Consider the following 23,077-nt stretch of genomic DNA (forward strand, 5'->3'; position numbering starts at 1 on the left):
TTTCTGGATTCTTCCGGTTTTTCCGTTACAAAAGAAAAAGGAGGCGTTTCTCCCTGCGGGGAGAAACACCTCCTGGAACCGGTCTTCCGGTGTTGGGAACAGGATCAGGCGAAACCGATCATGACCGCCACCACCACGAAGATGGTGGACAGCACAAAGAGCATGCCCTGCATCTTGATCTGGAATTTGGCCCACTTGCCCCATTCCAGACGGGCCACACCCAGCACACCCAGCAGGCAGCCGGAGGTGGGCACGATGAGGTTGGTCAGGCCGTCGCCCAGCTGGTAGGCCAGCACGGCCACCTGCCGGGTGATGCCGGCCAGGTCGGCCAGCGGCGCCATGATGGGCATGGTGAGGGCCGCCTGCCCGGAGCCGGAAACCACCACGAAGTTGAACAGGCTCTGGAAGACATACATGAGCCAGGCCGCCAGCACACCGGGCACGCCGCTGAGCAGGTTGCCCAGGGTGTACAGGATGGTGTTCATGACGCTGGGGGTGGTGGGATCGGTGCCGCCCAGCACGATGACGATGCCCTGGGCCATGCCCACCACGAGAGCCGCGCCCACCAGGTCGGCGGCGCCGCTCTGGAAGGAGGAGGCCATGTCGGAGGGCCGCATGCCGTTGAGGTGGAAGATGCAGCCGATGATGCCGGCCACCAGGCCCATCACGAAGAACTGGGAAGCAATTTCCGGAATGTAGTAGCCCTGGGTCACCACGCCCCACACGGTCCATACGATGGTGGCCAGCACGCTGAGCAGCACCAGGGCCTGGCCCAGCGTGAAGGGCACTGCCTCGCCGTCGGTCTTGGCCATCTGGTTGCGGTAGTAGGCGTCGCTCTCATAGGCCACCGAGAGCTGGGGATTCTTCTTGATCTTGCGGGCATACACCATGGTGAAGGCGATGCCGGCCAGCGTGAAGACCGCCCACATGACGATGCGGAAGGCGGTGCCGGACATCACCGGCACCCCCGCGATGCCCTGGGCGATGGCCAGGCCGAAGGGGTTCATCCAGCTGGTGCCGAAGCCGATCTGGGTGGCGCCGTAGGTCACACAGACGGCCACCACGGCGTCATAGCCCATGGCGATGGTCAGCGGCACAATGACCATGGCGAAGGGGATGGCCTCCTCGCCCATGCCGAAGACCGCGCCGCCCAGCGAAAAGAGGGTGAACAGCACGGGGACCAGGATGATCTCCCGGCCCTTGGTCCGGCGGATCATGGCATGGATGCCCGCATCCACCGCGCCGGTGCGCATGACGATGCCGAAAGCACCGCCGATGACCAGAATGAAGGCCACAATGCCCACCGCACTGCCGGACTTGTCGCCGGAGGTCAGGCCCTCAAACACATAGTTGAGCATGCCCTGGCCGCCGAAGTCCTCGGTGCCGAACAGCGGCACGCCGTTGCGTACCCGGTTGCCTGCTTCATCCACCGCATAGGAGAAGCTGTCCGCCACAATGACGGTGCGGGTCTTTTCGGTGTCCCCCACCATGTAGCTGATGTCCTGCGTCTGGAAGCTGCCCACCGGGATCAGGTAGGTCAGCAGCGCGCAGACGACCACCACCGCAAAGATGATCACATAGGTGTGCGGCATCTGGATGGTCTTTTTCTTCTGTTTTTCCACGATTCCTTATCACTTCCTGCATAAAATCTGGCGCGGTATGCATGGATTTTCACCGCATACCCCGCCAAGTGCCCTATTATAGTAGCGTAAAATGTAAGAAAATGCAATGAAAAACACAAAAACATTTGCAAATATCTTCTCAAAAGGCTATACTTCTATTGTCTGCACGTTTGTGCACAAGTTTCAACCACAGGAGCTTTGCCATGATGAACAATTATCGGGCCGCGATGATCGCTGCCATCAGCCGCCTTGTCGAGATTCCCTCGGTCTTTGCCGAAAGTCCCGACTTTCCCTTCGGTCCCGCGGTGAACCACTGTCTGGATGTGACCCTCTCCATGATGAAGGACCTGGGCTTCCGCACCTTCAAGGCCCCCGACGGTCTGTACGGCTATGCCGAGATCGGTGAGGGCGAACTGTTCGGTGTGCTGTGCCACCTGGACGTGGTGCAGGCCCGCCAGGAGGACGGCTGGGACCACGATCCCTTCCGCCCCATGGTGCAGGGGGACTGGCTCTGCGGCCGCGGCACCCAGGACGACAAGGGCCCCACGGTGGCCGCCGTCTTTGCCCTCAAATCGCTGCTGGATGAGGGCCATACACTGAACAAGCGGGTGCGGTTCATCTTCGGCATCGACGAGGAGACCATGTGGCATTCCATCCACGCCTACTGCGAACGGGAGGAACTGCCGGTGAGCGGCTTTGTGCCGGACTCCACCTTCCCCCTCACCTACGCCGAGAAGGGGCTGCTGCAGCTGAAGGTCCACTCGGATAAGCCCTTCGCCCTGGCCTGCAGCGGCGGCGACAGTATGAACGCCGTATCCTCCCACGCCGAATGCCCCCGGGACGAAGCGGTGGAGCACGCCCTGGAGGAACTGGAGCTGCCCTTCCATGTGACGGACACCCAGGTCTGCGCCGAGGGCCTGACCGCCCACGCCAAGAATCCCTGGAAGGGGGTCAGCGCCAACCTGAACCTGCTGCGCGCCCTGGGCAAGGCCGGGTACGAACACGATGCCATCGCTTTTGCCTGCGACGTGCTGGACGGCAAGTTCCGCTTCGAGGGCTTCACCGACCGGGATCTGTCGGACTTCTCGGGGCCGGTGACGGTCAACCTGGGCCAGTTCACGCTGGGCGAGCAGGGCGCCGTGCTGGGGCTGGACCTGCGCCTGCCGGTGACGCTGGAAAAGGAGGAGGTCCTCCAGATCATCCGGGAGAAGGCCGCCGCCTACCACCTGACGGTGGAGGAATTCGACTGGCTGCGGCCCATCCATGTGCCGCTGAACAGTCCCCTGGTATCCAAACTGCTCCAGGCCTACCGGGAGGTGACCGGCGACGCCCGGACCGAGCCCTACATCTCGGCCGGCGCCACCTTTGCCCGCGCCTTCGACAACTGCGTGGCCTTCGGGGCCAACATGCCCCACAGCCCCACCACCGAGCACCAGCCCAATGAGCGGGTCTCCCTCATCAAACTGATGCAGGCCGCCGAAGTGTACCGCCGGGCTTTTTCCTATCTGGTGCTGGCCGACTGATCCGTTTTACACAGCAATGCCCCGGATCCAAAGGATCCGGGGCATTTTTGCAATTCAGAACAGTTTGCGGCCCGCCGCGTACTTGGCGCAGGGGCGGCCGTCCGAGAGATAGACCAGCCGTTCCAGCCGCTCGTCCAGGGTACAGCTGCGGGTGGTGGACAGGGTGCTGTCGTCCAGCACCACGGCGTCAAACTGGTAGCCCGGCTCAAAGCTTCCCACCTTGCCGAAGAAGGCCCCGCCGCCCTTGGTGGCCATGTACAGCGCCTCGGGCAGGGTGAGGGCCGGGGTGTCCTGATCCACCAGCCGCCACCGCAGCTTGGAGCACTGGATGGCATCGGTCATGGCCCGGAAGATGGACAGATGGGCGCCGCCTGCCACATCGCTGCCCAGGCCCACCTTCTGGCCTTCCCGCAGATACTGCTTGACGGGGGCGATGCCCGAAGAGACATTCATGTTGGACTGGGGGCAGTGGGCGATGAAGACGCCCTGCTCCTTCATGAGGGCACGCTCCTCCTCCCCGCTCCAGACGCAGTGGGCCATGATGGTGGGGCAGTCCCCGCCGAAGAGGCCGAACCGGGCATAGGCTTCGCCGTAAAACCGGGTGCCCGGGCAAAGCTGCTGCACCCAGGCGATCTCGGAGAGATTTTCCGACAGATGGGACTGCACGGGCGTGCCGAACTCCCGGTGCAGTTTTCCCAGGCCGTTCATCAGGTCGTCGGTGCAGCTGGGGGTGAACCGCGGCGTCAGAATGGGGCGTACAACGGCAAAGTCCCGGCTCTCTTCCAGCCAGCGGCGGGTCTCGGCCAGGGATTCCGCGGTGGATTCCCGCAGGTAGTCGGGGCTGTTGCGGTCCATGTTGACTTTGCCCACAAAGCAGGGCAGCCCCGCTTGCTCCAGCATCTCCATGAGCCGCAGCGTGGCCGGGCGGTGCAGCGTGGCAAAAATGCTGGCCCGGGTGGTGGCACTGTGCAAAAGCGCATCCACAAAAATGTGGTAGGCCGCCTCGGCGTAGGCGGCCTCGGCAAAGCGGCTCTCCTCCGGGAAGGCGTTCTTCTCCAGCCAGTCCAGCAGTTCCATGTCCATGCCCAGCCCGCGGTAGGCGTACTGTCCCCCGTGGACGTGCAGGTCCACAAGACCGGGCAGAATCAGCTTGTCGCCGTAGTCCTCCACCAGGATGCCCTGATACCGATCAGGCAGCGTGTCGAAAATACCTGCCACGGTACCGTTCTCACAGACCAGGTAGGCCCCGGGATACCGGGCCAGCTTCCCGCAGACTGGCGTATAGAAAAGATTGCCTTTGACGGCAAAGGCGGTTTGCATGGGAATTACTCCTTTTGAATCGAAATATTTTCCGCGGGTCAGTGTAGCACAACCATCCCAAAAAAGCAACCGCACTTTGGGGAAAGCGCAGTTGCACTGGATTGTACCTGCTGCGTCTATTCGGCTGCGGGCGACGCCAACGCAAAGCTGAACCCCGAAAACAGGTCCAACGAACCATCCTCCGCAAGGGTACAGACTGCCCAGCAGCCCTCGGGCAGCGGCACCCAGAGGCGGGTGCACTGCGGGTTGAAATCCACCTGTTCGTCGCTGCGCAGCACATCCGGCGTCACCGCCACCGGAACCGGGCGGGATGCCTCCCAGAGATGCAGGGCGGCCTGGTCGGGGTCATCCTCCCATTCCCAGGTGTAGGTCCCCTCCCGCAGCTGGGAGAATACTGTGTTCAGCTGGTCGCTGACCGATTGCAGCTGCGCTTCGCTCAGGCAGTTGCCCTCGGGCGGCCGGGTATACCATTCATACCGGTCCCGGGGTGCCGGCCAATCCCCCGGCAGTTCCTCGCAGGAGGTCATGGCGTATTCCGTCAGATTGCTGTGCCCATCGTACACTTTGCGTTCGGTCATGGCAAAGGCCCGTACCTCCCCCACCGTCCAGCCCAAGGCGTCCAGTTTGCGGCCCACCACCCGGGTGGCGGTTGTCAGATGGACATCGTCCTCGAAGGTATCCTTCACATCCAGACTCCCCAGCGCCTCCCAGGCACCGGGTTCCAGCCCCATTCCCTGGGCCACAGCATCCTCCAGGTCACCGCTCTGCAGGTAAAATTCTTCCACCTTGCCCTCCTCATCGAAGGAGAAGCGGAACTCGTGATCCCCCGCAGGCAATCCGGTGGCGCCCGGGTCCGCGATGGTCAGCGTTGCATAGGGGGCTTCGTATACACCGCCGCCCATGGACACATCGGTGATGACCAGACCGGTCAGGTCGGGCAGCGGCAGGCTGCTTTCCAGCAGGGAATCGGACAAAACGCTCCGCATCTTTTCGGCATCGTTGGTGTACAAAGCCTCCACGAAAGTGGAACCGTTGCTGCGTTCGGTTTCGAGATCGTCCCGGGCCATAAAATAGCTGTCATAGATATGGGGCGGCTGAGGCGTGGTTGGCAGCGTCAGCATCTCGTAGTCCAGCCCGGCGCTGGGGTCCGGCGCAGGAGTGGGTGCCGCCGTGGGGGTCGGTGTGGGTTGCTCCGTCGCCGCCGGGGTCGCCGTGGGCACCGGTGTTGCCTCTTTGACGGGCAGCGGACCGCAGGCGGTCAGCGCCGCCAGCAGCAAAGCAGGGATTGCCAGGGGCAGTTTTCTCATCACGGTGTCCTCCCTTTTATAGAAGATTGCGCAGCAGCGCCGTACAGCCCTCATACACATCCCGCCAGGTGGCCTCAAAATCCCCGGTATACCAGGGATCGGCCACCTCACCGGGGCGGCCGGTGTAGTCCAGCAGAGCGTGGATTTTGCCCGCCGGGTCGCCGCCGCAGATGCGCGTCATGTTGCGCAGATTGGCGTGGTCCATCCCGATGAGCAGGTCATAGCGGTCATAATCCGCCCGGGTCATCTGCCGGGCCGTCTTGCCTGCACAGGAGATACCGTGCTCCGCCAGCTTGCGCCGGGCCGGCGGATAGACCGGGTTGCCGATCTCCTCGGTGCTGGTGGCGGCCGAGGCGATTGCAAAATTTCCGGCCAGACCGGCCTTTTCCACCAGATCTTTCATCACGAATTCTGCCATGGGACTGCGGCAGATATTGCCGTGGCAAACAAACAGGATTTTTACCATCTTTTCAGAACTCCTCAAAAGTGCTTCATTTCGTTTCAAACGTCCAATATTATTTGGTGTATCGTTGTTTTTTCTTGTGCCTCAAAGACCCGTTCCGGGAAGATATCTTTTCACATCTTCTCAGCACGTCCCATGTTTTTCCCTGCAACATTGGTAAATCGTTGGTAAATTCAAAAAGTTTACCAACGGGCCTTTTCATGCATGGGCCAGCCGAAGCAGTTCTCCCTTGGCATCTTCATAGTTCACATGGGTGTAAGTGTTGAGGGTAACGCTGATGTCCGCATGGCCCATGATGTACTGCAGGGTCTTGGGATTCATCCCGGATTTTGCCATATTGGAACAGAAGGTGTGCCTGCACACATGGGGCGTTACCTTGGGCATGGGGATGCGGTAGATCCTGTTGTACTTCTCCACGATATGCTGCAGGTACTTTTCCCAGTGGAGCGCCACCATGGGCATGTCATTCTTGTCCAGGAACAGAAAACCCGCGTATCCGTCCACCATCGGCTCTCCTTTCGGAGTCCGCCGGTTGGCAATGATCCGACGAAAACAGGAGGCCACGTCCGCCGTCATGGGAATATAGCGGATACCGCGTTCCGTCTTGGGCTGCTGAATCACATACTCCATCCGGGACGTTCTCTGAAGCTGATGATCCACCTTGATACGCATCTCGGAAAATTCAATATCCTGCATGGTCAGGCCACAGAATTCCGAAATACGCAGCCCTGTGTGAAAGAGGATGTAGATTCCGTCGTAATATCTGCTGAAATGCTTATCCTCCTTGATGAATTGCAGCAAATCCCGTTCTTGCTTCCGTGTGATGGCCTCCCGGGTCACCGAGTCATTGACCACCACCGAGGCCAGCTCAAAATCAAAGGGATTCTTGCGGAGCAGGTCATCGTCCACCGCCATCTGGAAAGCCGGGCGCAGAACGCCCCGGATGGAATGAATGGAACTGTACCCTTTACCGTCCACCTGCTGCAGCTTGATCAGCCATGCTTTGGCATCGGACAGGTGTACCCTGTCAATGCGCTGCCCAGCGAAGGCGTCTTTTCTCAGGGTGGCAATCACCGTCTTGTAGCCTGCAATGGTATTCTGGCGGACGCCGGTTTTCAGAGATATGTATTTCTCTACCAGTTCCAGAACCGTGTAGTCCCCGCCATTGGTTACAATGTGGTCATACAGATCCGCCTCAATCCGCTTTTTCTTTTCTCTCAGAGAAAGTTCGGGCTTTTTCCCTTTGGGCATGGGATCGTTCTTATCCAGCCGCCAACTGTATACACTTTGCTCCTTGCCGTTTTCGTCAACGTAGCGATACCGATACCTCCCATCCTTGCGCTGATACTCACCATCGCGCAAAATCCGATTGCGATTGTCACGTCTTTTTTCACTCATGGTAATCTCTCCTTGTAAAAGAAAGGAGAGCCAGACTTGCACTTTTATCATAGCACAAGTTTGGCTCTCCGCATAGCTATGCCATAGGAAATCCTGTTATACGGCCGTTGCCCTGTCCAGATACCGCTCGAATTTTTCCCGCTTGATCAGGACGCGGTTCCCGTTCATCACAAAGAAATCCTCGTTGGGATGCTCATCCACCAGCATCCGCAGCTTGGTTTCCCCGATATGATAGTATCCGGCGGCTTCCTCGATGGTCAATGTATACCGGCGCCAGACCGGAATATCCGAGCCCTTCTTCTCACAGACCATTGCCTTTTCATTGTCCATAAGCCACCTCCATAGCTTTTATCTGATATTCAACTCTTCTTTCGTCCTCTCCAACGGGGGTTCCTTCCATGCAATTCCATGTTTGCGCAGAAGCGCCGCCATGCCTGCTTTTTCCCGTTGGAGGCGTGCGTTCTCTTTTTCCACCTGCATCCGCCGTGCTCTTTCCCCCGTGAGTGCCTGACGGTACCGGGCAGTCTGCTCGGTCAGTCTGTTGGTCAGATCGGCCACTTTCTCTTTCAGACTGTTCATCACACTTTCCAGCTGACGGATTTTCTCCTGAGCAGCATCCAGCAGTTTCTGCAGCTGTTCATCCTGACGGCGGTACACCACATACTGTTTGGCCGCATGGAGCAGGTTCTCAAAGTCGCTGCGCGGCAGCGTTACCCGGTCACTCAAAAGCGCCTTTTTCGCACTGACAGCTTCGATCTTATCAAGGTCCACCACCTGTTTCTGGACCGCCTGCAAGGTGTCCTCTATCTTTTCCACTTCGGTGCGTTTTTGTGCAATGGCCGAATCCAGTTCCTTGACCTCCTTGCAGCGTTCCTGCTTTTTGTACTCCAGTACCGACAAGTGCTCTTCGTGGGTGCCGAGTTGCTCCCATTCGATACCATGCTCCTGCATGATATCCGCCAGCACCTGCTTTTCCCGCTGCACCCAAAGATTCCACTCTGTGGCGCTGCGTGTTCCGCCCACAAAGCCCATCTGTGCCAGCGCCTGTTTGAGGGATACTCGGGTATCCATTCCCCGTTTGCTGCCGGTGATATAGGGCACAAAATCAATATGGACATGGGGCGTCGCTTCATCCATGTGCAAATGAGCGGAGAACATACGCAATGTGCGGTTTCGTGCTTGAAAGCCACGGACATACACTTCCAGACATTGTCGGGCAAGGTCCGCCGTTTCCGAGCTGATGCCGGTATCATCCTTGTTTCCGATTTGCAGCACAATCTCGTGAAAGGGCTTTTCCTGCTTGGAAGAACTGATTTTTGTGTAATAGTCCACTATACGGCGGTCACTGCGTGTCTGCCTTGCATTGTAACGCTGCTGTGCTGCGTCAAACAGTTCATGGTACACCGTTCGGATATCTTCCTTGCAGAATTCCACGTTCAGATGGCTGCGGGACGGGTCTACATTGGGGGCGTAAAACTCACGGCTGTTATGATTGAGGGAGCCTTTCCCAACCATGGCGCTGATTGTCCTTTTCAAAATTTCTCCTTTCTCCGGCGCAAGCCGGCGGGTTCTGTTACTCTTGCCAAGAGTAACGCAAAAGCACTTTTGACACTTCGCATCAAAAGCGCCTTTGCGCCCTGCGGGGCTACCTAGCTGAAAAAGCAATCTCCTGTTTTCAAGAAGGCAAGATGCCCTGTTCTTATAGATAGGGTCATCTTGCCTCCTTGCATTATTTTTGTGGCAATTCCCACAACCATCGTTTTCCCACCTTGCGGGAAGTGACACCCAACTCGTACCGGGCATTGCGCAGCGTTTTGGGCTTGATGCCTTTTTGCTCCGCAGCTGCCTCTATTTCAGTTTGCGGCAGAGCTCCTTCCGCCAGCACTTCCTGCAGGAGATTCTGTGCTTCCCGCAGCTTGTGCCCTCGGCTGTTGCCTGAAAGCAAATCTTCTGCGCTGATGTCATATTCACCTGCCCATTGAAAGCCCTGCTCCGGGTCAAGGCGAAAGGCGATAGCCTTTCCTTCCGGAGCCAGGGAACTTTTGGTGGGGCAGACAACCCGCAGCGTCGGATCATCCTTGATACGGCCCACCACCAGAACACTTCTGGCAGCAGCCTGAAAGTCGATGGAACCGAGTCCCCGGTAACTGGATTTTTCCCCGCTGTTCTTGTTCATGTGCCCGATCAGGACAATGGCACAGTGATGCTTTTCAGCCAAGACACCGATCCTGTGCATCAGCGGTCTGATCTCGTTGGCGCGGTGCATATCCACCCCGGCCCCGATGTAGCCTTGGATCGGGTCAAGCACAACCAGCCGTGCATGGGTCTGCACGATGGCCTGTTCCAGCCGGTCATCCTCCAGTGTCAGCGCCCTATCGCTGTCGTCGATCACCAGCACCTTGTCACAGGCCGCACCGGCGGCGAGCAGTCTTGGCTTGATGGTATCCGACAGACCATCCTCCGCCGTCTGGTAGATCACGTTGCCGGGTGTCATAGGAGACATTCCGTCCCATGCAGGTCTGCCGGTAGTGAGACGTGCGATCAGCTGCAGAATAAAGGTCGTTTTCCCTTCGCCGGGATCGCCCTGAATGATGGTGATCTTTCCGCAGGGAATGAATGGATATACCAGCCACTCCACTTCTTGTACGGGAATTGTATCCAGGGAAATCAATTTTACAGTACTCTCATTTTCCATAAAGCCTCCCATTTTTTCTTCAAAAATGGCGGCTGCTGTGGTAAAATATCAGTGGTGCCTGATAGTTACACACAGCAGCCGCTGTTGGTACTGTCTTTCATCGGAGCGTTTACCCCTGCACGGGTAAGCGCTCTTTTTTGTTACCCAACATGACTCTCCGGGTTAAAATAGCCGATTTCCTCCCATACCTTGCGGTCAGGACAGTAGTAGTTATACTCGTTGGAACCTTCCAGCTTGACTGCGTAACCGAACTTGAAAATTCCCTGTTGCAGGCCCACTCGTACATACTGCGCGTCCTTGTGCATTGCCCTTGCAATTTCCGTTACCGGCACATTTCTCCCCGTAAACGCCGGCATCTTTCCGTAGTTCTGATTTTCTCCCATGCTTTCCACCTCCTTCTGCTTGTGATTGCTTTTCAGCAATTTCATTATACGCAGTTTTATTGCGTATGTCAATCTTGTATATGAATTTAATTTTCATATAATTTGCCTAAGATGCTTGATTTCTTCGCATTCCTATGATAGTATTAAGACGAGGTGAGAAGCCATGAATCTTACAAACGAACAAATCGGACAGCGCATCAAAGAAGTCCGCACAGAAAAAAATATTACACAGACTCAACTTGCGAAGTTTTTGGGGAAAAGCCTGCGTACCGTGCAGAGCTACGAAAGTGGTGAAAGCAGGATTTTCTTTGACACCGTATGCAGCATTGCAAACTTTTTGGGGGTAACCCCTTCCTACCTGTTGGGGTTTGAAGAGCCCCAAATGCAACTGAACTCTCTATCCGACGTCATCGCAGTACTCTATGAACTCAATAAAAAGAAAGAGCTACATTTTGATGTGGACATCAAACACGAGCAAAACGATGATGGGAATTTCACCGCTTCCCTGATTTTTCGTGCTGACAATCCTGATGCCAGTCTGAATGGAACGCTTTGCTACCTTCTGGAGAACTTCTCCTCCGCGCGCACATGGTCCGAAGAGTACTGGCACAATCCCAAACAGATGAAAAGCTGGATGCAGGAGAATACGGCCCAATATGCCGGAACGCCCTTGACAGACAAGCCCCTCTACTCTGCCGATCTCAGCAAATATAGTCTTGCCGAGCTGAAGGCCATGACCAAGGAGCAGCTGGAAAATCTGAAGTAATGTTGATAAGAGGTTTTCCTCTTTATCATAAAATCTGCCTGAGCGAAAGGGAGTTTGATAAAAACATGAAATTACCCAATGGCTACGGCAGCGTAGTCAAAATGTCCGGAAAACGCAGAAAACCCTATATGGTACGCAAAACCATCGGCTGGCATTTAGATAAAGAAAAAGGCAGACAGATTCAGGATTTCATCATCATCGGCTATGCTGAAACCAGAGCCGAAGGTCTGAAAATGCTGGCTGAATACAATCAGAACCCTTATGATGTGGATACCGCCAAGGTCACCTTCGCCGAAGTGTACGAGCGCTGGTCCAAATCCAAGTATCCCACTATCTCACATTCCAATGTAAAGGGGTATGAGGCTTCGTACAAAGTCTGCGGGTTTTTGTACGATAAAGCCTTCCGTGAGATCAAACTGTGTGACTTGCAGCTTGTCATTGAAACCTGCGGCAAGAACTATCCTACGCTGAAAAAGCTAAAGGGTCTGTTCAACCAGATGTATGCCTATGCCATGAAGAACGACATCTGCAACAAGGACTATTCCCAATTTGTCGATCTGGCAGGTTACCGGGACAAGAATCCCAACCGGCGTGACCGCAATATCTTCACAAAAGAAGAGCTGGCAACCCTATGGGCACACAAAGCCAATCCCTATTGCCAGATTTTGCTCATGCTCAATTACAATGCCTGCCGCATTTCGGAGTTTCTGGATCTGAAAAAGGAGAACGTCCATCTGGAAAAACAGTATTTTGATGTGGTGGAAAGCAAAACCGAAAACGGTATCCGGAAGGTGCCCATTGCAGACAAGATGCTGCCCTTTTACAAAGGATGGATGGAGCTCTCCCCTTGCGAGTATCTGCTTTGCACCACAGACGGCAAGCATCTGGACTACTTCAATTACTGCGACACCTACTGGGACCCTTTGATGGAAGAATACGGGATGAAGCACAAGCCTCACGACACCCGGCACACCTGTATTTCCATGATGGCTGATGCCGGTGTGAACCCCACCATTCAGAAGAAGATTGCCGGTCATTCCGGTGCCATGAGCCTGACCGAGCGTGTGTACACTCATCTGGATATCCAGACCCTTATCGACGGTATCAACATGATTTGCAAGCCATAAGGTTTTTCTTTTTTTGCAAATAAAAAAGCAGGAGACGTTCTCCTTGCGGAAAACGTCTCCTGCAATAGGCAATTTGCTTTTGTAAGGTCTGCTGCACACTCGCTTCTTACCTGCTGCTTTTTCAGCAAGTTCCAAGGCGATTTGCTGCATTCCACCACGTCAGGCGCATCCGATTTTCTGCACACAATCGTGCAAAATCGTCGTGAAGCGTACTGAAAAGTTCGCAAATAGTGCGGACAATCAGCGCTTGCTGAACTGCGGAGCGCGACGGGCGGCTTTGAGGCCGTACTTCAATCGTCTGAGCGATGATTTTCCTTGATATTCCGGGCTTTTTTGAGCCTCGGCCCCTCGGTTGTCCTATTCCTTAACCAAAAAACAGGCCACTTTTACGAGGGGACAGCTTGATGAAATGCAGAATTTACTACATCGAATAGCTGTTCTGGTTTATTATACTTTACTCTTGCATAGATGTCCATAGTTGTCTTGCTGTTCTCATGTCCGGCAAGGTACTGGACCGTCTTGGGGTCAACACCTGCATACAGAAGATTGGTGATGTAGGTATGCCGCAGCAGGTGCGGTGTCACATCGAAGTCCAGGCTATACACAATGTTGGGATTGTTTTTCTGATGTCCTCCCAGACTCGGCTGAACAGTGTACTTGATGCTCTGTCCGTTCACATACTTATAATAGGTACGCTCCTTGGTAGACCGAACAACGATGTACTGCCAGACACGTTTGAACTGCGAATATGACAAGGGCTGTCCCTCACTATCGGCAATCACATATTCCGATTTGGAGGCAGCCTTGGCTTCCCGCAGACAATTCACAAGGCATTTGGGAATGGGAATATCCCTTCTTGCTGCTTTCGTCTTAAGCGTTGTAGAGATAACCGGTCTGTTATGCTCTGATCGCCATGCGCGCCGCACAGAGATATATGGAGTGGGTGCATCGAGGAACACACAATCCCATTGCAAGGCGAGAGCTTCTTCTCGGCGCAGACCGGCATATAAGCCGATCATGGTAAACAGATACGGCGGAAGTCCTTTGACGGTTTCCAGCAGCACTTCCACCTGCTGGTCTGTCAGCGAATCTTTCTTTTGGGTCGGTTTCCCTCCTTTTGCCGAAATCCCCTCACACGGATTGTATTCCAGCAACTGGCTCCGCTCTGCCGAGTAAAAAATGCACTTGAGGAGCATATTCACCGTATTGTGCAGGCTCTCGGACTTATTGGACAATGGGATCAGCGCCAGACGAATATCATCCGCTGTTACTTCCTCCATATACATATCTCCCAAAGGCTTGATAATGTAGTTCTTCATATTGGAGGCGTAGCCCTTCAGTGTAGCCGGCGACACTTTTGCGGATTGCATCAACAGCCACTTCTCACAATACTCGGCCACAGTAGGATGCTCCCGGTGGAAGATGATCTCCGCTACCTGGCGTCTCGCCTCCTGCTCTTTATCGTACAGTTCCTCGCAGGTAGTCCCATACAAGCTCACCTGCTTGCCGTCTGCGTCCAGAATCCGGGTTCTGTAATACAGGACACCCTTTCGTGTGACGGTTCCATATTGAGGTATGTTTTTTTTCTTCTTTGCCATAATTAATTTCCTTTCTCGCGTGGTGATGTATCTACACCTCCTTTTTATCAGAGATTTCAAATTGAATCAAAGATACGGCCAAGGAAAAACTAAGAGCGAGACATCCTTGTCTCGCTCTTACTTCATTTTCTGAATTGTTCGGAACTTACACAGCGTCCCATAAGTCAAAGGCACAGCCCATTGCTTTGACAAGATCATCCGGCCTGTTGTATTTGACCTTTGCGTAAATGTCCATCGTGATTTTGCTGCTTTCATGGCCCGCCAAATATTGTACCGTTTTGGGGTCCACCGAAGAATGAATCAGATTGGTGATGTAGGTGTGCCGCAGCTGATGCGGTGTCACTTCAAAATCCAGGCTATATACCACATGGCCGTTATTCCTGGCTTTTTCTCCAAGTTTCGGGTAAAGCATATATTTTACATACTTTCCGTCCACAAGTTTTCTGGCCATTCTCGGCTTTGCAGTCCGCGTCACAATATACTGCCACAGCCGCTTAAACTGTGTATAGGATAGCGGATCACCGTCCCGATTGGCAATCACATAATCCGAAGTGGATTTTTTCTTTGCATCTTTCAGACATTCAACCAGACAGACCGGGAGAGGAATGTTTCTTTGTGCCGCTTTGGTCTTTAGCTCGGTAAGAATGACCGGCCTGTTATGTTCTGTGTGCCATGCCCGCCGTACCGTTAAGTACGGAGCCTCTGCATCCAGATACACAGAATCCCATTGCAGCGCCAGGATTTCTTCCCGGCGCAGACCGGCATATAAACCGATCATCACAAATACATAGGGCGGCAAATCCCGGATCGTGTCCAAAAGCCGCTCAACCTGTTCATCCGTCAATGCCTGTCTTTCTTCCTGGGGAACTCCTCCCTTTGCATCCAGGTATATGGTCGGGTCCTCGTCAATCACATGGCTCTCCTTGGCCGCCCGGAAAATGGACTTGCAGAGAATCACCACAGACTTATAAACCGAAGCCGACTTCTTGGAAACAGGTACGAGGGCAAGTTGGATGTCATCCAGGGATACATCAGCCATTCTCTTGTCTCCCAGCCCTCCAATAATGTGCCGCCGCACCTTAGAGGTATAATCTGTCAAGGTGGTGGCCCGAACATGGACGGACTGCATCAGCAGCCACTTCTCACAGTACTCAGCAACCGTAGGCGATCTTCGACGAAACGTAGTACTGTCAATCTGCTCTAACGCCTCCAGTTCCTTGTCATAAAGCTTTTCGGGCGTCTTTGCATAAAGCGCCACTCTGTTTCCATCCGAATCTTCGACTCTGGTTCTATAATATTCAATGCCGTTAAGCACGACCGTACCATATTGAGGAATTGCCCTTTTTCTTTTTGCCAATTCCGTCACCTCCTAAGAATAATGTCCAGCGCTGTACCTTTGTTTTATCAGACATATTAGGTTCCAGCAAGGATACGGAACAGCTCAAGCTCGGACACTTCGCAGCTTGCGGTATGTAGCGCTTTTTTCCACTGGCTTTGCACGATGGGTGCATTTTGCGATATACTCCTGAAGGCCAGCATCTGTAAAGTACACGCAACCATTTTGCACATACTGAACATAGGAAATTAGCCCACTGTTTCGAGCTGCATCCAAAGTGGCAATGCTAATCCCCAGTAATTTGGCAGCCTCTTTCCGCGAAATCAATTTTTCCATAGGTGGTCCCCCTTTCTGTCAAAGATGTGGTTGTTGCTTTCAAAATCACATGAATGCGCTGGCAACCGAAGCTGCCAGCGCATGGTATCTGACTTTGAAAAATTTACTCGCCACATTTGCCACGCACCCCTGGCGATGGGGACATTCCGGTCTCCGCTGGCGCGGCTGTCATAACTCCACAGCGTCGTTTTACTCGTGCGCCGCAGAGTTCCCCCCAAGTCTTTAGGAGGCCGTGAGGAAGTATCTTTAACCCCTATGCAGTCATCGCGCCCTGAAATGCCACTTTCGGGTATCAGGCTGACGTGGATCGCTCGGAACAGTCCTATTCATCACCTCCTGGGGCTGTCCATCTTCGCGGCGTGCCTGATTCGCTCGTACATAGGTTATGTACCGGAAATGCCGTCTATGAAATTGTCAAGCTCCACATTGGGAGAATGTTCTTCCCTCAATGGGTAGGCACTGATACGCTTCATTTGTTAAGTGTTATTCAAAAATTTTTTTATTTTTTTATTTTTTTAAATCTTTGTGCAACAGCACTTCTGGAACAATGCCAAAGACGTGCTACATCAATTTGACGATAACCATCCACAAAAAGTAATGTCAATAGCTCCAAATCTTTCTTCGACAGCTTCTTCAATCTCAACAGTAGTTGTTCGTTTTCCACCGAAGCCAACCATCCATATCGCGTTTGATCAATCTTATCAACATCCCATTGATAAGATAACGATGCAAACTTTCGGAACAGCTGTGATTGACCACATACTTCATCATATTGTTCACAAGGTATTGGTTGCGTATGGTTTTGAAAAACCCTTTGACTGCAAAACCATGCCCAGTCATATTCTTTCATGGCAGCAATCTGTTCTTCGCTCATCCCTGCATCACAATACTCAACTTCTAAACGCTTCCATCTACTATCAAACTTCTTTTTCTCATATCCATAATTAAATCCCATTATTAACCTCCTGTAGATTCAATTTGCAAAATTCACCATGCAAACTAAAATCAGGAGGAGATCGACAACGAGAATCTCTGGGTTGTTTTCCATCCCCAGAAACAAAAATGCCAGCTGATCTTAAGGACCAACTGGCATTTTTATTCGCGCACAAAGAAAACGCATTATTAAGATTTTATAAGTACAACAAGTATACCAAGCACAATTCGATACCAACCAAACACCTTAAAATCATGTTTTTTGATAAAGTTCATTAGGAATTTAATTACTAAGACAGATACCGCAAATGCCACAGCCATACCGAGAACAAGAGCGAGCAGTTCTGCACTTGTAAATTCAAACCCGAATTTTAACAGCTTAAAAGCACTTGCTCCAAGCATAGTAGGTACTGCGAGGAAAAAAGTAAACTCTGCTGCTGCCACTCGTGAAACTCCTATGAGTAAAGCACCTATAATCGTTGCTCCCGACCGTGATGTGCCGGGTATAAGTGATAACACTTGAAATGCCCCTATCAAGATTGCTGTTTTATAGCTGATGTCAGAAAGTGCCATAGTAGTAGGAGTACGCTTTTTATTCCAATTTTCTATGAGAATGAATAACAAACCATAAAAGATTAACATGATTGAAATCACAATGGGGGTTTGGAGGTAAGCATCCAAATAATCATCAAATAGAATCCCCATAATAGCTGACGGTACACAAGCTACCGCAACCTTGAACCACAACGAGAAAGTATCCTTTTTAACAATTGACTGTGCTTTGTTCTTAAATTGAAAGGGAAACATCTTGTTCCAAAACATTACAACCACTGCGAGTATAGCTCCAAGTTGAATAACAACAAAAAACATTTCTTTAAATGCTTCGCTCATATTAAGTGTGATAAATTCGTCCACAAGAATCATATGTCCTGTGCTGCTGATAGGTAGCCACTCAGTAATACCCTCAACAATTCCAAGAAAAATAACTTTTAAAATTTCTATAAAATCAAGTACCATTATTTCAAATCCTCCTTTTTAAAATGATGAAAGGTCATAAGAAAACCAACTGCTGATACAAGAATAATAATAGATACAGACAGCAGTGTAGGATAGCCGGTACTCTGAAGTTTACCCTGCACCAAGAAATAGGTGGCTGTCCACGGATACAACGCTCCCCATTCTTGATTTGAAAGTGCGGCACTTCCCATGACAATCACGGCAGAGCCAATCATCGGGGCGACAAATCCTTTTGTTTTCATAGCAACAAACACAAAAGGAGAAACTGTTAAAAACATCAGGATACTGCCAAACAAAAACTTGGGGAGCCATACTATTGCCACTAGTAAGCTATATCCCTCCAATGTAAAGACAGCGTCATATAGCCCACAAACGATAAATATACCTGCCCATGTTACAAGGGTTAGCATAACAATCCAAAGAAGCAGGGTGCAAAATTTTCCAATTAATAGTTTTGTCCTTGAAATGGGTATGGGCAATATGGTTTTGAGGGTGCTTTCTGTGTACTCTCTGCTAAACAAGTAAGCTGCAATTGCCACATATATCATAATGTTTACCAGCAGCATGATATACAGTACACTGTCGCTGTATATGTCAGACAAGGTAAAGATAATCTCCGGCTTATCAAAATGTGTTTGCAAGGCTTCTATTAACATCAAAAGTGGGGTAGATAATACCCCTGCCACACTAATTAGCACCACTTTTGAACGCTTTAGTTTTAATAATTCACAAGAAATAAGATTAAGCAATACCGCCACCTCCAATCAGTTTAGAAAAGTAGTCCTCTAAGTTTTCCTCACTATCATTTATCCTTGTCACGAGCAGTCCATTTCGTGCAAATTCTCGATTGATTTCTCCAACACTTTGGCTAAAGTCATAAATTCTCACCGTACCGTCCTGCACTGTAAAATCCGTCATGTGGTAGTGGTTTTCTAAAATCTTTCCGGCTATCTCACTGTCAGATAAATCAAATTGAATGTATTTTCGATTCCTTTTGTGAAGCTCGGATATATTCACTTCCTCTACTAAATGCCCCTCGTGCATAACGCCGATAATATCTGCTATCTGTTCAATCTCGCTTAAAACATGGCTTGAGATAAAAATGGTAATGCCATGATTGTGACTAAGTTCAGATAAAAATGAGCGTATTTCAACTATTCCAATGGGGTCAAGTCCGTTAATCGGTTCGTCAAGTATTAAAAGCTCCGGCTCGTGCATAATGGCGGCGGCAATACCAAGCCGTTGCTTCATTCCGAGGGAATAATCGGAAAAGACTTTTCTTTTCTCCTTATGCAGCCCCACAACTTCAAGAGCTTTTTCTACTCCACTTTTAGATACTCCCCCTCGCAGTTTAGCGAGAATTTGCAAATTCTCATACCCTGTTAAATTACTGTAAAATCCCGGTGTTTCGATAATAGAGCCTACTTTGCTATAAAGGGTATGGATATTTTCCTTATAGTTTGTGCCAAACAAGCGTACCGTTCCCTCCGTTGGGAAAGCAAGCTGCAACATCATTTTCATTGCTGTGGTTTTGCCTGCTCCGTTTCTGCCGAGCAAACCATAAATTTTGCCCTTTGGCACATGAAGATTTACCTTATCGACAACGGTGGCTGTTCCGTATCGCTTCGTAAGATTTTCTGTTTCAATGATATAATCCATATTTGATTCTCCTTTCCGTGGGTTGCTGTTCTTGTTTTCGCTGACCACAATCTTATTATCCACGAGTATTGCATAGAAGCCAAGAAATCTACCGTCACAATGCCGACACAATAGATGTCAGCACGAAAAAAGCTCCGACACTTATCGTGTCAGAGCCTATTTTAAAGGGTTTATGGCATTTTACTTTGTTTGGGTTTGCTTTATCCAGACAAATATTTTAGCAACAAATAGCAGAAACATAAGGGCGGTTACATAGGGTTGTCTTGCCGCAGCGAAGAAGCAGATAAAAAGCGTACTCAGCACGAGAGAGCATTTTGTGATTATGTTGCTCCATGATTCCTTTTCAAAACAAACACACATCAGTTTCGCTATCCCAAGTGCAATCAAAACAATAAAAACAATCCAATAGATTGCAAGATATATTGGGGTAGTGTCTGTAAATGAAAGTAGATTGACAGAATAAATATATCCGTCAACAAGCTTACCATACAACGGCAAAAGTATAAAAGTAACCGCCATCATATCTAATATTCCATAAATGAAACTGTAAATTTTTTTCAAGTTGGAACGATTTTCAGTTTCGGCAAGTGTAATCAGTTCTTCGCCCGATAGCAGTTCATCTATGGTCACAGAAAAGAATTTAGAAATACACTTGAGCGACTCAATGTTAGGGTAACCCTTGCCGCTTTCCCATTTTGAAATGGCTGTTCTTGATACATATAATTGCTCCGCAAGTTGTTCCTGCGTTAAGTTCTTTCCAGTCCTAAGCTGTTGTAGCTTTTCATTAAATTCCATGATTCTCCTCCTGTTTGTTCCTTGTTTTCATACGTCCATCAACGGGTTTTTCTGCATCTTTTGGTATCATCCATGCACGACCAAATTTTTCAGTTCCGTCAATGCGATTTTCCTCACATAATTTTTGTATCCGTCTTTCCGATATGCCCCATTTTTCAGAAGCGGCTTTCACAGAAATGTAATTCATAATATCAACTTCCTTTCGCAAAGAGTATATAATTATTATATACGGAATGACGAATAATAGCAAGTTTCTCTCCACTAATACGAAATTATACACTACTAAACATAAAATCATACTTCGTTCAAATATCATCACCCGAAATGTACAATGATATAGGATGATATTAAAATGTACCAAGATGAAAGAAAACTTGATTTTAAGCCGTTAGGTATAGCGATAAAAAAAGCTCGGGAAGCAAAAGGGTGGACACAGGAATATCTTGCCCAACTGGTAGACCTTACGCCACGCTCTATTATGTATATAGAGAACAGGGGGCAGCACCCAAGGCTTAACAAATTTTATCTCATTACTACCTTGCTTGACATCTCTGTAGACCAGTTCTTTTTTCCATGCAATGAAGATGGCGACAACAATCGCCGCAAACAAGTTGATGTACTGTTGAATGATATGGAAGAAAAGGAGCTTATCGTGATGGAAGCTACGGCTCAAGGCTTGAAAAAGGCAAGAGAAACTGCGGAATAATTAACGCTGTTTTCGTAAGCCAAGCCAACTGAAAAAAGTGCGACACCTACACAGGCTATCGCACTTTTTAGGTTATTTTTTTATTCTCCACACAAATCATAAAGCTGTTCACATCGGTTTTGAATATCTAAGATTTCTGTTTCGGTTAAACTCCTGCGGTTATGAGTAAGTTGTTGCTCTAAAAAATCACGATAGCCATCAAGTAAGGCATCCCGTAAAAGCTCGGGGGCTTTGCAATGTTCCACACCAAACCATTGCTCATCTTTTTCATCCCAAATCATAACGGTGTATCCTCGCTTAGTGTTCACCACCTCCAAAACACTATCTTTATTTAGGTAATCGTTGAATACTTCTAAAACCTTTTCAAAGGTCATCATTTTATCAGCCCTTTCATATTTTAGGTGCTTATATGTAAGTAGTTTATATACTTATTACGACTATGATAATAAAAGTAAATCATCGTGTAAAGGATACGGATATTGTTTGCGAACAAAAGTGGCAAGCAATGCCGGTGTTAATACACTCGGCCCACAGAGGGAAAAATCCTGACGTGATTTCCCCCTCTGCTTTGCTTGTTGAGGGCAGCGCCCCCAAGCCCCTTTGAACGCAGAATTTCATTCTGCGGCTACGCGTCCGATGGACGCTTATGACCATGACCGGCTTACCGCTGGCCGTGGTCTTTTTCTTGTTCTTTTTTCTGTTCCTCATCCATTTTCAGCAGCCGATCCACATTGGCCTTTGCCGTCAAAAGTTCCCGCATTTCCTCACGGGAACGCCGGTACTCGGCGTAGGTTTTCTTCTTTTCCTCCAGCAGTTTGGCATACTCAGATTGCAGGTCTTTGACCTTGGGCAGCTTCTTCACTCCCATCTCATCAAAGGCATTTTTTGCCGCCTGATGGAGCAGAATTTCTTGCTCATGTTCCTCCCGAAATTTTCGGGAATAACCGGCCTTGCGATAGGCAACATAGGTCTCGCGGGTCTTGGCATAATTAATGATATGGGTACGCAGGACGGCGATCTCTGCCATGCGTTTCTCCGTCGCCTTAATCTGCGCTGACAGCTCATTGTGATGGGCGGTAGCCGCCACCGCTTTTTCTTCCAGCTCTGTATAGTCCAGTAGGTGATGTTCGGTAAGAAAATTCACGGTCTGCGCCATCTGTTTTAAGTTAAAAACCTTGGCCCAGCGTGCATATCCAGCACCTTTCCCGGCCTGCAATTTTGCCTGAATATCCACCAGCAAATTGACCTTGGGTGGCTCCGGCTGCACGGTGGATTTCTTGCGGGGCGTGTGCTGCTTTTCTCCAGCCAGCACCGCACGGATTTCTGTTTCGCTGTACCCGGCTCCCAGCTTGTCATCCATACGGGCTACATTCTTCCAGCCGGGAGCTTTAAGGCGGATTGCTTTCCCGCGCCGAGATACCTCGCAGCCCATCTCGGAAAGCAGTTGCAGAAGTGTGTCAAAGTCTGCTGGCTTTTGCTCCAGCGCCCGGTCAATCATCACCCGTAGCTGTTCCCGATGGGAGGGCTTGGCTTGTTCGCCCAGCCACTTGTTGTAGCTTTTTCCGTGGGGCTTGGGGTTCTCCACAATGGATAGTCCGTTCTCGATACAAATGGTGTCACTTAAACGTCGAACAGCTCTGGTGCTTCCCCAAAAGTTACGGAACTTCCGGTCACAATCCATATTGACCGCCGACCAGATGATGTGATTATGAATATGCGATTTGTCGATGTGGGTGCAGACCACAAAGGAATGATTGCCTTTGGTGAACCGCCTGGCAAATTCTATGCCCAGCCGGTTGGCTTCCTCCGGTGTGATCTCTCCGGGCCTGAACGACTGGCGCACATGGTAGGCGATCACATCATCTGTACCGCGCACTCGTCCGGTGGCGGCAATATACTGCCGCTTTGCCAACAGAAACTCTGCATCAGCAGTGCGGCTGTCACATCCATAGCTGGTAATCAATTTTCCGTTGTCGGTCTTTTGGGGATTTGCCACATAGTCAATAATATCGCTGATGGCACGGCTCTCAGTCCGACCCTTGCCGATATGCAGCGGCATGATGCGTGTGGTTGCCATAAGGGAGACCTCCTTT

General features: G+C 50.9%; 24 protein-coding genes. 4 read left to right on the top strand and 20 right to left on the bottom strand.

What is annotated here, in order from left to right; translation table 11 throughout:
* Positions 1-104: 104 nt before the first annotated feature.
* On the bottom strand, positions 105-1,622 hold the full coding sequence (gene yfcC / locus ABGT73_RS09465) for a putative basic amino acid antiporter YfcC (protein ID WP_346669530.1): 1,518 nt from the start codon (positions 1,620-1,622) through the stop codon (positions 105-107).
* Positions 1,623-1,825: 203 nt separating this feature from the next.
* Between yfcC and ABGT73_RS09470 the strand changes: the two genes are divergently transcribed.
* Complete coding sequence (locus tag ABGT73_RS09470; RefSeq protein ID WP_346669531.1) at positions 1,826-3,145, top strand: Sapep family Mn(2+)-dependent dipeptidase; 1,320 nt, start codon at positions 1,826-1,828, stop codon at positions 3,143-3,145.
* Between the two features lie 54 nt (positions 3,146-3,199).
* Here ABGT73_RS09470 and ABGT73_RS09475 read toward each other — a convergent pair whose 3' ends face one another.
* The 8 genes from ABGT73_RS09475 to ABGT73_RS09510 form a co-directional block, all read right to left on the bottom strand.
* Positions 3,200-4,465, bottom strand: coding sequence for an amidohydrolase family protein (locus tag ABGT73_RS09475; protein ID WP_346669532.1), 1,266 nt, complete (start codon positions 4,463-4,465; stop codon positions 3,200-3,202).
* A 116-nt stretch (positions 4,466-4,581) separates the two neighbouring features.
* A complete protein-coding gene (locus ABGT73_RS09480; RefSeq protein ID WP_346669533.1) occupies positions 4,582-5,772 on the bottom strand; it encodes a hypothetical protein in 1,191 nt (396 codons plus the stop codon).
* Between the two features lie 16 nt (positions 5,773-5,788).
* Positions 5,789-6,238, bottom strand: coding sequence for a low molecular weight protein-tyrosine-phosphatase (locus ABGT73_RS09485; RefSeq protein ID WP_346669534.1), 450 nt, complete (start codon positions 6,236-6,238; stop codon positions 5,789-5,791).
* 195 nt (positions 6,239-6,433) lie between these two features.
* A complete protein-coding gene (locus ABGT73_RS09490) occupies positions 6,434-7,633 on the bottom strand; it encodes a site-specific integrase (RefSeq protein ID WP_346669535.1) in 1,200 nt (399 codons plus the stop codon).
* A 96-nt stretch (positions 7,634-7,729) separates the two neighbouring features.
* Entirely contained in the window at positions 7,730-7,963 is a 234-nt protein-coding gene (locus ABGT73_RS09495; protein ID WP_346669536.1) for an excisionase, read from the bottom strand.
* An 18-nt stretch (positions 7,964-7,981) separates the two neighbouring features.
* Positions 7,982-9,148: a plasmid recombination protein gene (locus tag ABGT73_RS09500; protein WP_346670323.1), complete on the bottom strand. Its 1,167-nt coding sequence runs from the start codon at positions 9,146-9,148 to the stop codon at positions 7,982-7,984.
* A 214-nt stretch (positions 9,149-9,362) separates the two neighbouring features.
* Positions 9,363-10,328, bottom strand: a complete 966-nt coding sequence (locus ABGT73_RS09505; protein WP_346669537.1) for an AAA family ATPase — start codon at positions 10,326-10,328, stop codon at positions 9,363-9,365.
* 140 nt (positions 10,329-10,468) lie between these two features.
* The gene (locus tag ABGT73_RS09510; RefSeq protein ID WP_346669538.1) at positions 10,469-10,711 is read right to left on the bottom strand and encodes a hypothetical protein; all 243 of its coding nucleotides are present in this window, start codon (positions 10,709-10,711) and stop codon (positions 10,469-10,471) included.
* Positions 10,712-10,874: 163 nt separating this feature from the next.
* On the opposite strand from ABGT73_RS09510, the gene ABGT73_RS09515 reads away from it, so the two are divergent.
* Complete coding sequence (locus ABGT73_RS09515) at positions 10,875-11,477, top strand: helix-turn-helix domain-containing protein (protein WP_204647572.1); 603 nt, start codon at positions 10,875-10,877, stop codon at positions 11,475-11,477.
* A gap of 65 nt (positions 11,478-11,542) precedes the next feature.
* Positions 11,543-12,604, top strand: coding sequence for a tyrosine-type recombinase/integrase (locus tag ABGT73_RS09520; RefSeq protein ID WP_346669539.1), 1,062 nt, complete (start codon positions 11,543-11,545; stop codon positions 12,602-12,604).
* Positions 12,605-12,990: 386 nt separating this feature from the next.
* Here the strand turns inward: ABGT73_RS09520 and ABGT73_RS09525 are convergent, their stop codons facing one another.
* From ABGT73_RS09525 to ABGT73_RS09565, 9 genes are all read right to left on the bottom strand, one after another.
* A complete protein-coding gene (locus ABGT73_RS09525) occupies positions 12,991-14,202 on the bottom strand; it encodes a site-specific integrase (RefSeq protein ID WP_002576318.1) in 1,212 nt (403 codons plus the stop codon).
* A gap of 145 nt (positions 14,203-14,347) precedes the next feature.
* Positions 14,348-15,559 carry a site-specific integrase gene (locus tag ABGT73_RS09530; protein WP_002576319.1) on the bottom strand — a complete coding sequence of 404 codons (1,212 nt, stop codon included), beginning with the start codon at positions 15,557-15,559 and terminating at the stop codon, positions 14,348-14,350.
* An 84-nt stretch (positions 15,560-15,643) separates the two neighbouring features.
* Positions 15,644-15,874, bottom strand: coding sequence for a hypothetical protein (locus ABGT73_RS09535; RefSeq protein ID WP_002576320.1), 231 nt, complete (start codon positions 15,872-15,874; stop codon positions 15,644-15,646).
* Between the two features lie 499 nt (positions 15,875-16,373).
* Positions 16,374-16,829, bottom strand: a complete 456-nt coding sequence (locus tag ABGT73_RS09540; protein WP_346669540.1) for an RNA polymerase subunit sigma-70 — start codon at positions 16,827-16,829, stop codon at positions 16,374-16,376.
* Positions 16,830-16,996: 167 nt separating this feature from the next.
* Positions 16,997-17,824, bottom strand: coding sequence for a bacitracin resistance undecaprenyl-diphosphatase BcrD (bcrD, locus tag ABGT73_RS09545; RefSeq protein ID WP_002576322.1), 828 nt, complete (start codon positions 17,822-17,824; stop codon positions 16,997-16,999).
* Positions 17,824-18,573 (bottom strand): ABC transporter permease, encoded by a 750-nt coding sequence (locus tag ABGT73_RS09550; protein WP_346669541.1) that lies wholly within the window; start codon positions 18,571-18,573, stop codon positions 17,824-17,826. The genes bcrD and ABGT73_RS09550 overlap by 1 nt, the downstream gene beginning before the upstream one ends.
* A complete protein-coding gene (bcrA, locus tag ABGT73_RS09555) occupies positions 18,566-19,483 on the bottom strand; it encodes a bacitracin ABC transporter ATP-binding protein BcrA (protein ID WP_002576324.1) in 918 nt (305 codons plus the stop codon). The genes ABGT73_RS09550 and bcrA overlap by 8 nt, the downstream gene beginning before the upstream one ends.
* Before the next feature lie 180 nt (positions 19,484-19,663).
* Positions 19,664-20,278: a bacitracin resistance transcriptional activator BcrR gene (gene bcrR, locus ABGT73_RS09560; RefSeq protein WP_226394855.1), complete on the bottom strand. Its 615-nt coding sequence runs from the start codon at positions 20,276-20,278 to the stop codon at positions 19,664-19,666.
* Complete coding sequence (locus ABGT73_RS09565) at positions 20,268-20,465, bottom strand: helix-turn-helix domain-containing protein (RefSeq protein ID WP_009246557.1); 198 nt, start codon at positions 20,463-20,465, stop codon at positions 20,268-20,270. The genes bcrR and ABGT73_RS09565 overlap by 11 nt, the downstream gene beginning before the upstream one ends.
* Positions 20,466-20,630: 165 nt before the next feature.
* Between ABGT73_RS09565 and ABGT73_RS09570 the strand changes: the two genes are divergently transcribed.
* Positions 20,631-20,984 (top strand): helix-turn-helix domain-containing protein, encoded by a 354-nt coding sequence (locus tag ABGT73_RS09570; RefSeq protein ID WP_002576326.1) that lies wholly within the window; start codon positions 20,631-20,633, stop codon positions 20,982-20,984.
* An 80-nt stretch (positions 20,985-21,064) separates the two neighbouring features.
* On the opposite strand, the gene ABGT73_RS09575 is transcribed toward ABGT73_RS09570, so the two are convergent.
* Positions 21,065-21,361, bottom strand: coding sequence for a hypothetical protein (locus tag ABGT73_RS09575; RefSeq protein WP_002576327.1), 297 nt, complete (start codon positions 21,359-21,361; stop codon positions 21,065-21,067).
* 284 nt (positions 21,362-21,645) lie between these two features.
* A complete protein-coding gene (locus tag ABGT73_RS09580) occupies positions 21,646-23,061 on the bottom strand; it encodes a relaxase/mobilization nuclease domain-containing protein (protein WP_118426177.1) in 1,416 nt (471 codons plus the stop codon).
* Between the last annotated feature and the right edge of the window lie 16 nt (positions 23,062-23,077).

It is taken from the genome of uncultured Subdoligranulum sp., from assembly GCF_963931595.1.
Classification (GTDB): Bacteria; Bacillota; Clostridia; order Oscillospirales; family Ruminococcaceae; genus Gemmiger.

Coding starts and splice junctions, on each gene's coding strand:
- ABGT73_RS09525 (WP_002576318.1), bottom strand. CDS start 14,202: ATGGCAAAGAAGAAAAAAAACATACCTCAATATGGAACCGTCACACGA.
- ABGT73_RS09570 (WP_002576326.1), top strand. CDS start 20,631: ATGTACCAAGATGAAAGAAAACTTGATTTTAAGCCGTTAGGTATAGCG.
- ABGT73_RS09480 (WP_346669533.1), bottom strand. CDS start 5,772: ATGAGAAAACTGCCCCTGGCAATCCCTGCTTTGCTGCTGGCGGCGCTG.
- ABGT73_RS09485 (WP_346669534.1), bottom strand. CDS start 6,238: ATGGTAAAAATCCTGTTTGTTTGCCACGGCAATATCTGCCGCAGTCCC.
- ABGT73_RS09515 (WP_204647572.1), top strand. CDS start 10,875: ATGAATCTTACAAACGAACAAATCGGACAGCGCATCAAAGAAGTCCGC.
- ABGT73_RS09470 (WP_346669531.1), top strand. CDS start 1,826: ATGATGAACAATTATCGGGCCGCGATGATCGCTGCCATCAGCCGCCTT.
- ABGT73_RS09510 (WP_346669538.1), bottom strand. CDS start 10,711: ATGGGAGAAAATCAGAACTACGGAAAGATGCCGGCGTTTACGGGGAGA.
- ABGT73_RS09495 (WP_346669536.1), bottom strand. CDS start 7,963: ATGGACAATGAAAAGGCAATGGTCTGTGAGAAGAAGGGCTCGGATATT.
- ABGT73_RS09580 (WP_118426177.1), bottom strand. CDS start 23,061: ATGGCAACCACACGCATCATGCCGCTGCATATCGGCAAGGGTCGGACT.
- ABGT73_RS09500 (WP_346670323.1), bottom strand. CDS start 9,148: ATGGTTGGGAAAGGCTCCCTCAATCATAACAGCCGTGAGTTTTACGCC.
- ABGT73_RS09565 (WP_009246557.1), bottom strand. CDS start 20,465: ATGAATTACATTTCTGTGAAAGCCGCTTCTGAAAAATGGGGCATATCG.
- ABGT73_RS09475 (WP_346669532.1), bottom strand. CDS start 4,465: ATGCAAACCGCCTTTGCCGTCAAAGGCAATCTTTTCTATACGCCAGTC.
- ABGT73_RS09505 (WP_346669537.1), bottom strand. CDS start 10,328: ATGGAAAATGAGAGTACTGTAAAATTGATTTCCCTGGATACAATTCCC.
- ABGT73_RS09490 (WP_346669535.1), bottom strand. CDS start 7,633: ATGAGTGAAAAAAGACGTGACAATCGCAATCGGATTTTGCGCGATGGT.
- ABGT73_RS09540 (WP_346669540.1), bottom strand. CDS start 16,829: ATGGGATTTAATTATGGATATGAGAAAAAGAAGTTTGATAGTAGATGG.
- bcrR (WP_226394855.1), bottom strand. CDS start 20,278: ATGGAATTTAATGAAAAGCTACAACAGCTTAGGACTGGAAAGAACTTA.
- ABGT73_RS09520 (WP_346669539.1), top strand. CDS start 11,543: ATGAAATTACCCAATGGCTACGGCAGCGTAGTCAAAATGTCCGGAAAA.
- bcrA (WP_002576324.1), bottom strand. CDS start 19,483: ATGGATTATATCATTGAAACAGAAAATCTTACGAAGCGATACGGAACA.
- bcrD (WP_002576322.1), bottom strand. CDS start 17,824: ATGGTACTTGATTTTATAGAAATTTTAAAAGTTATTTTTCTTGGAATT.
- ABGT73_RS09575 (WP_002576327.1), bottom strand. CDS start 21,361: ATGATGACCTTTGAAAAGGTTTTAGAAGTATTCAACGATTACCTAAAT.
- ABGT73_RS09535 (WP_002576320.1), bottom strand. CDS start 15,874: ATGGAAAAATTGATTTCGCGGAAAGAGGCTGCCAAATTACTGGGGATT.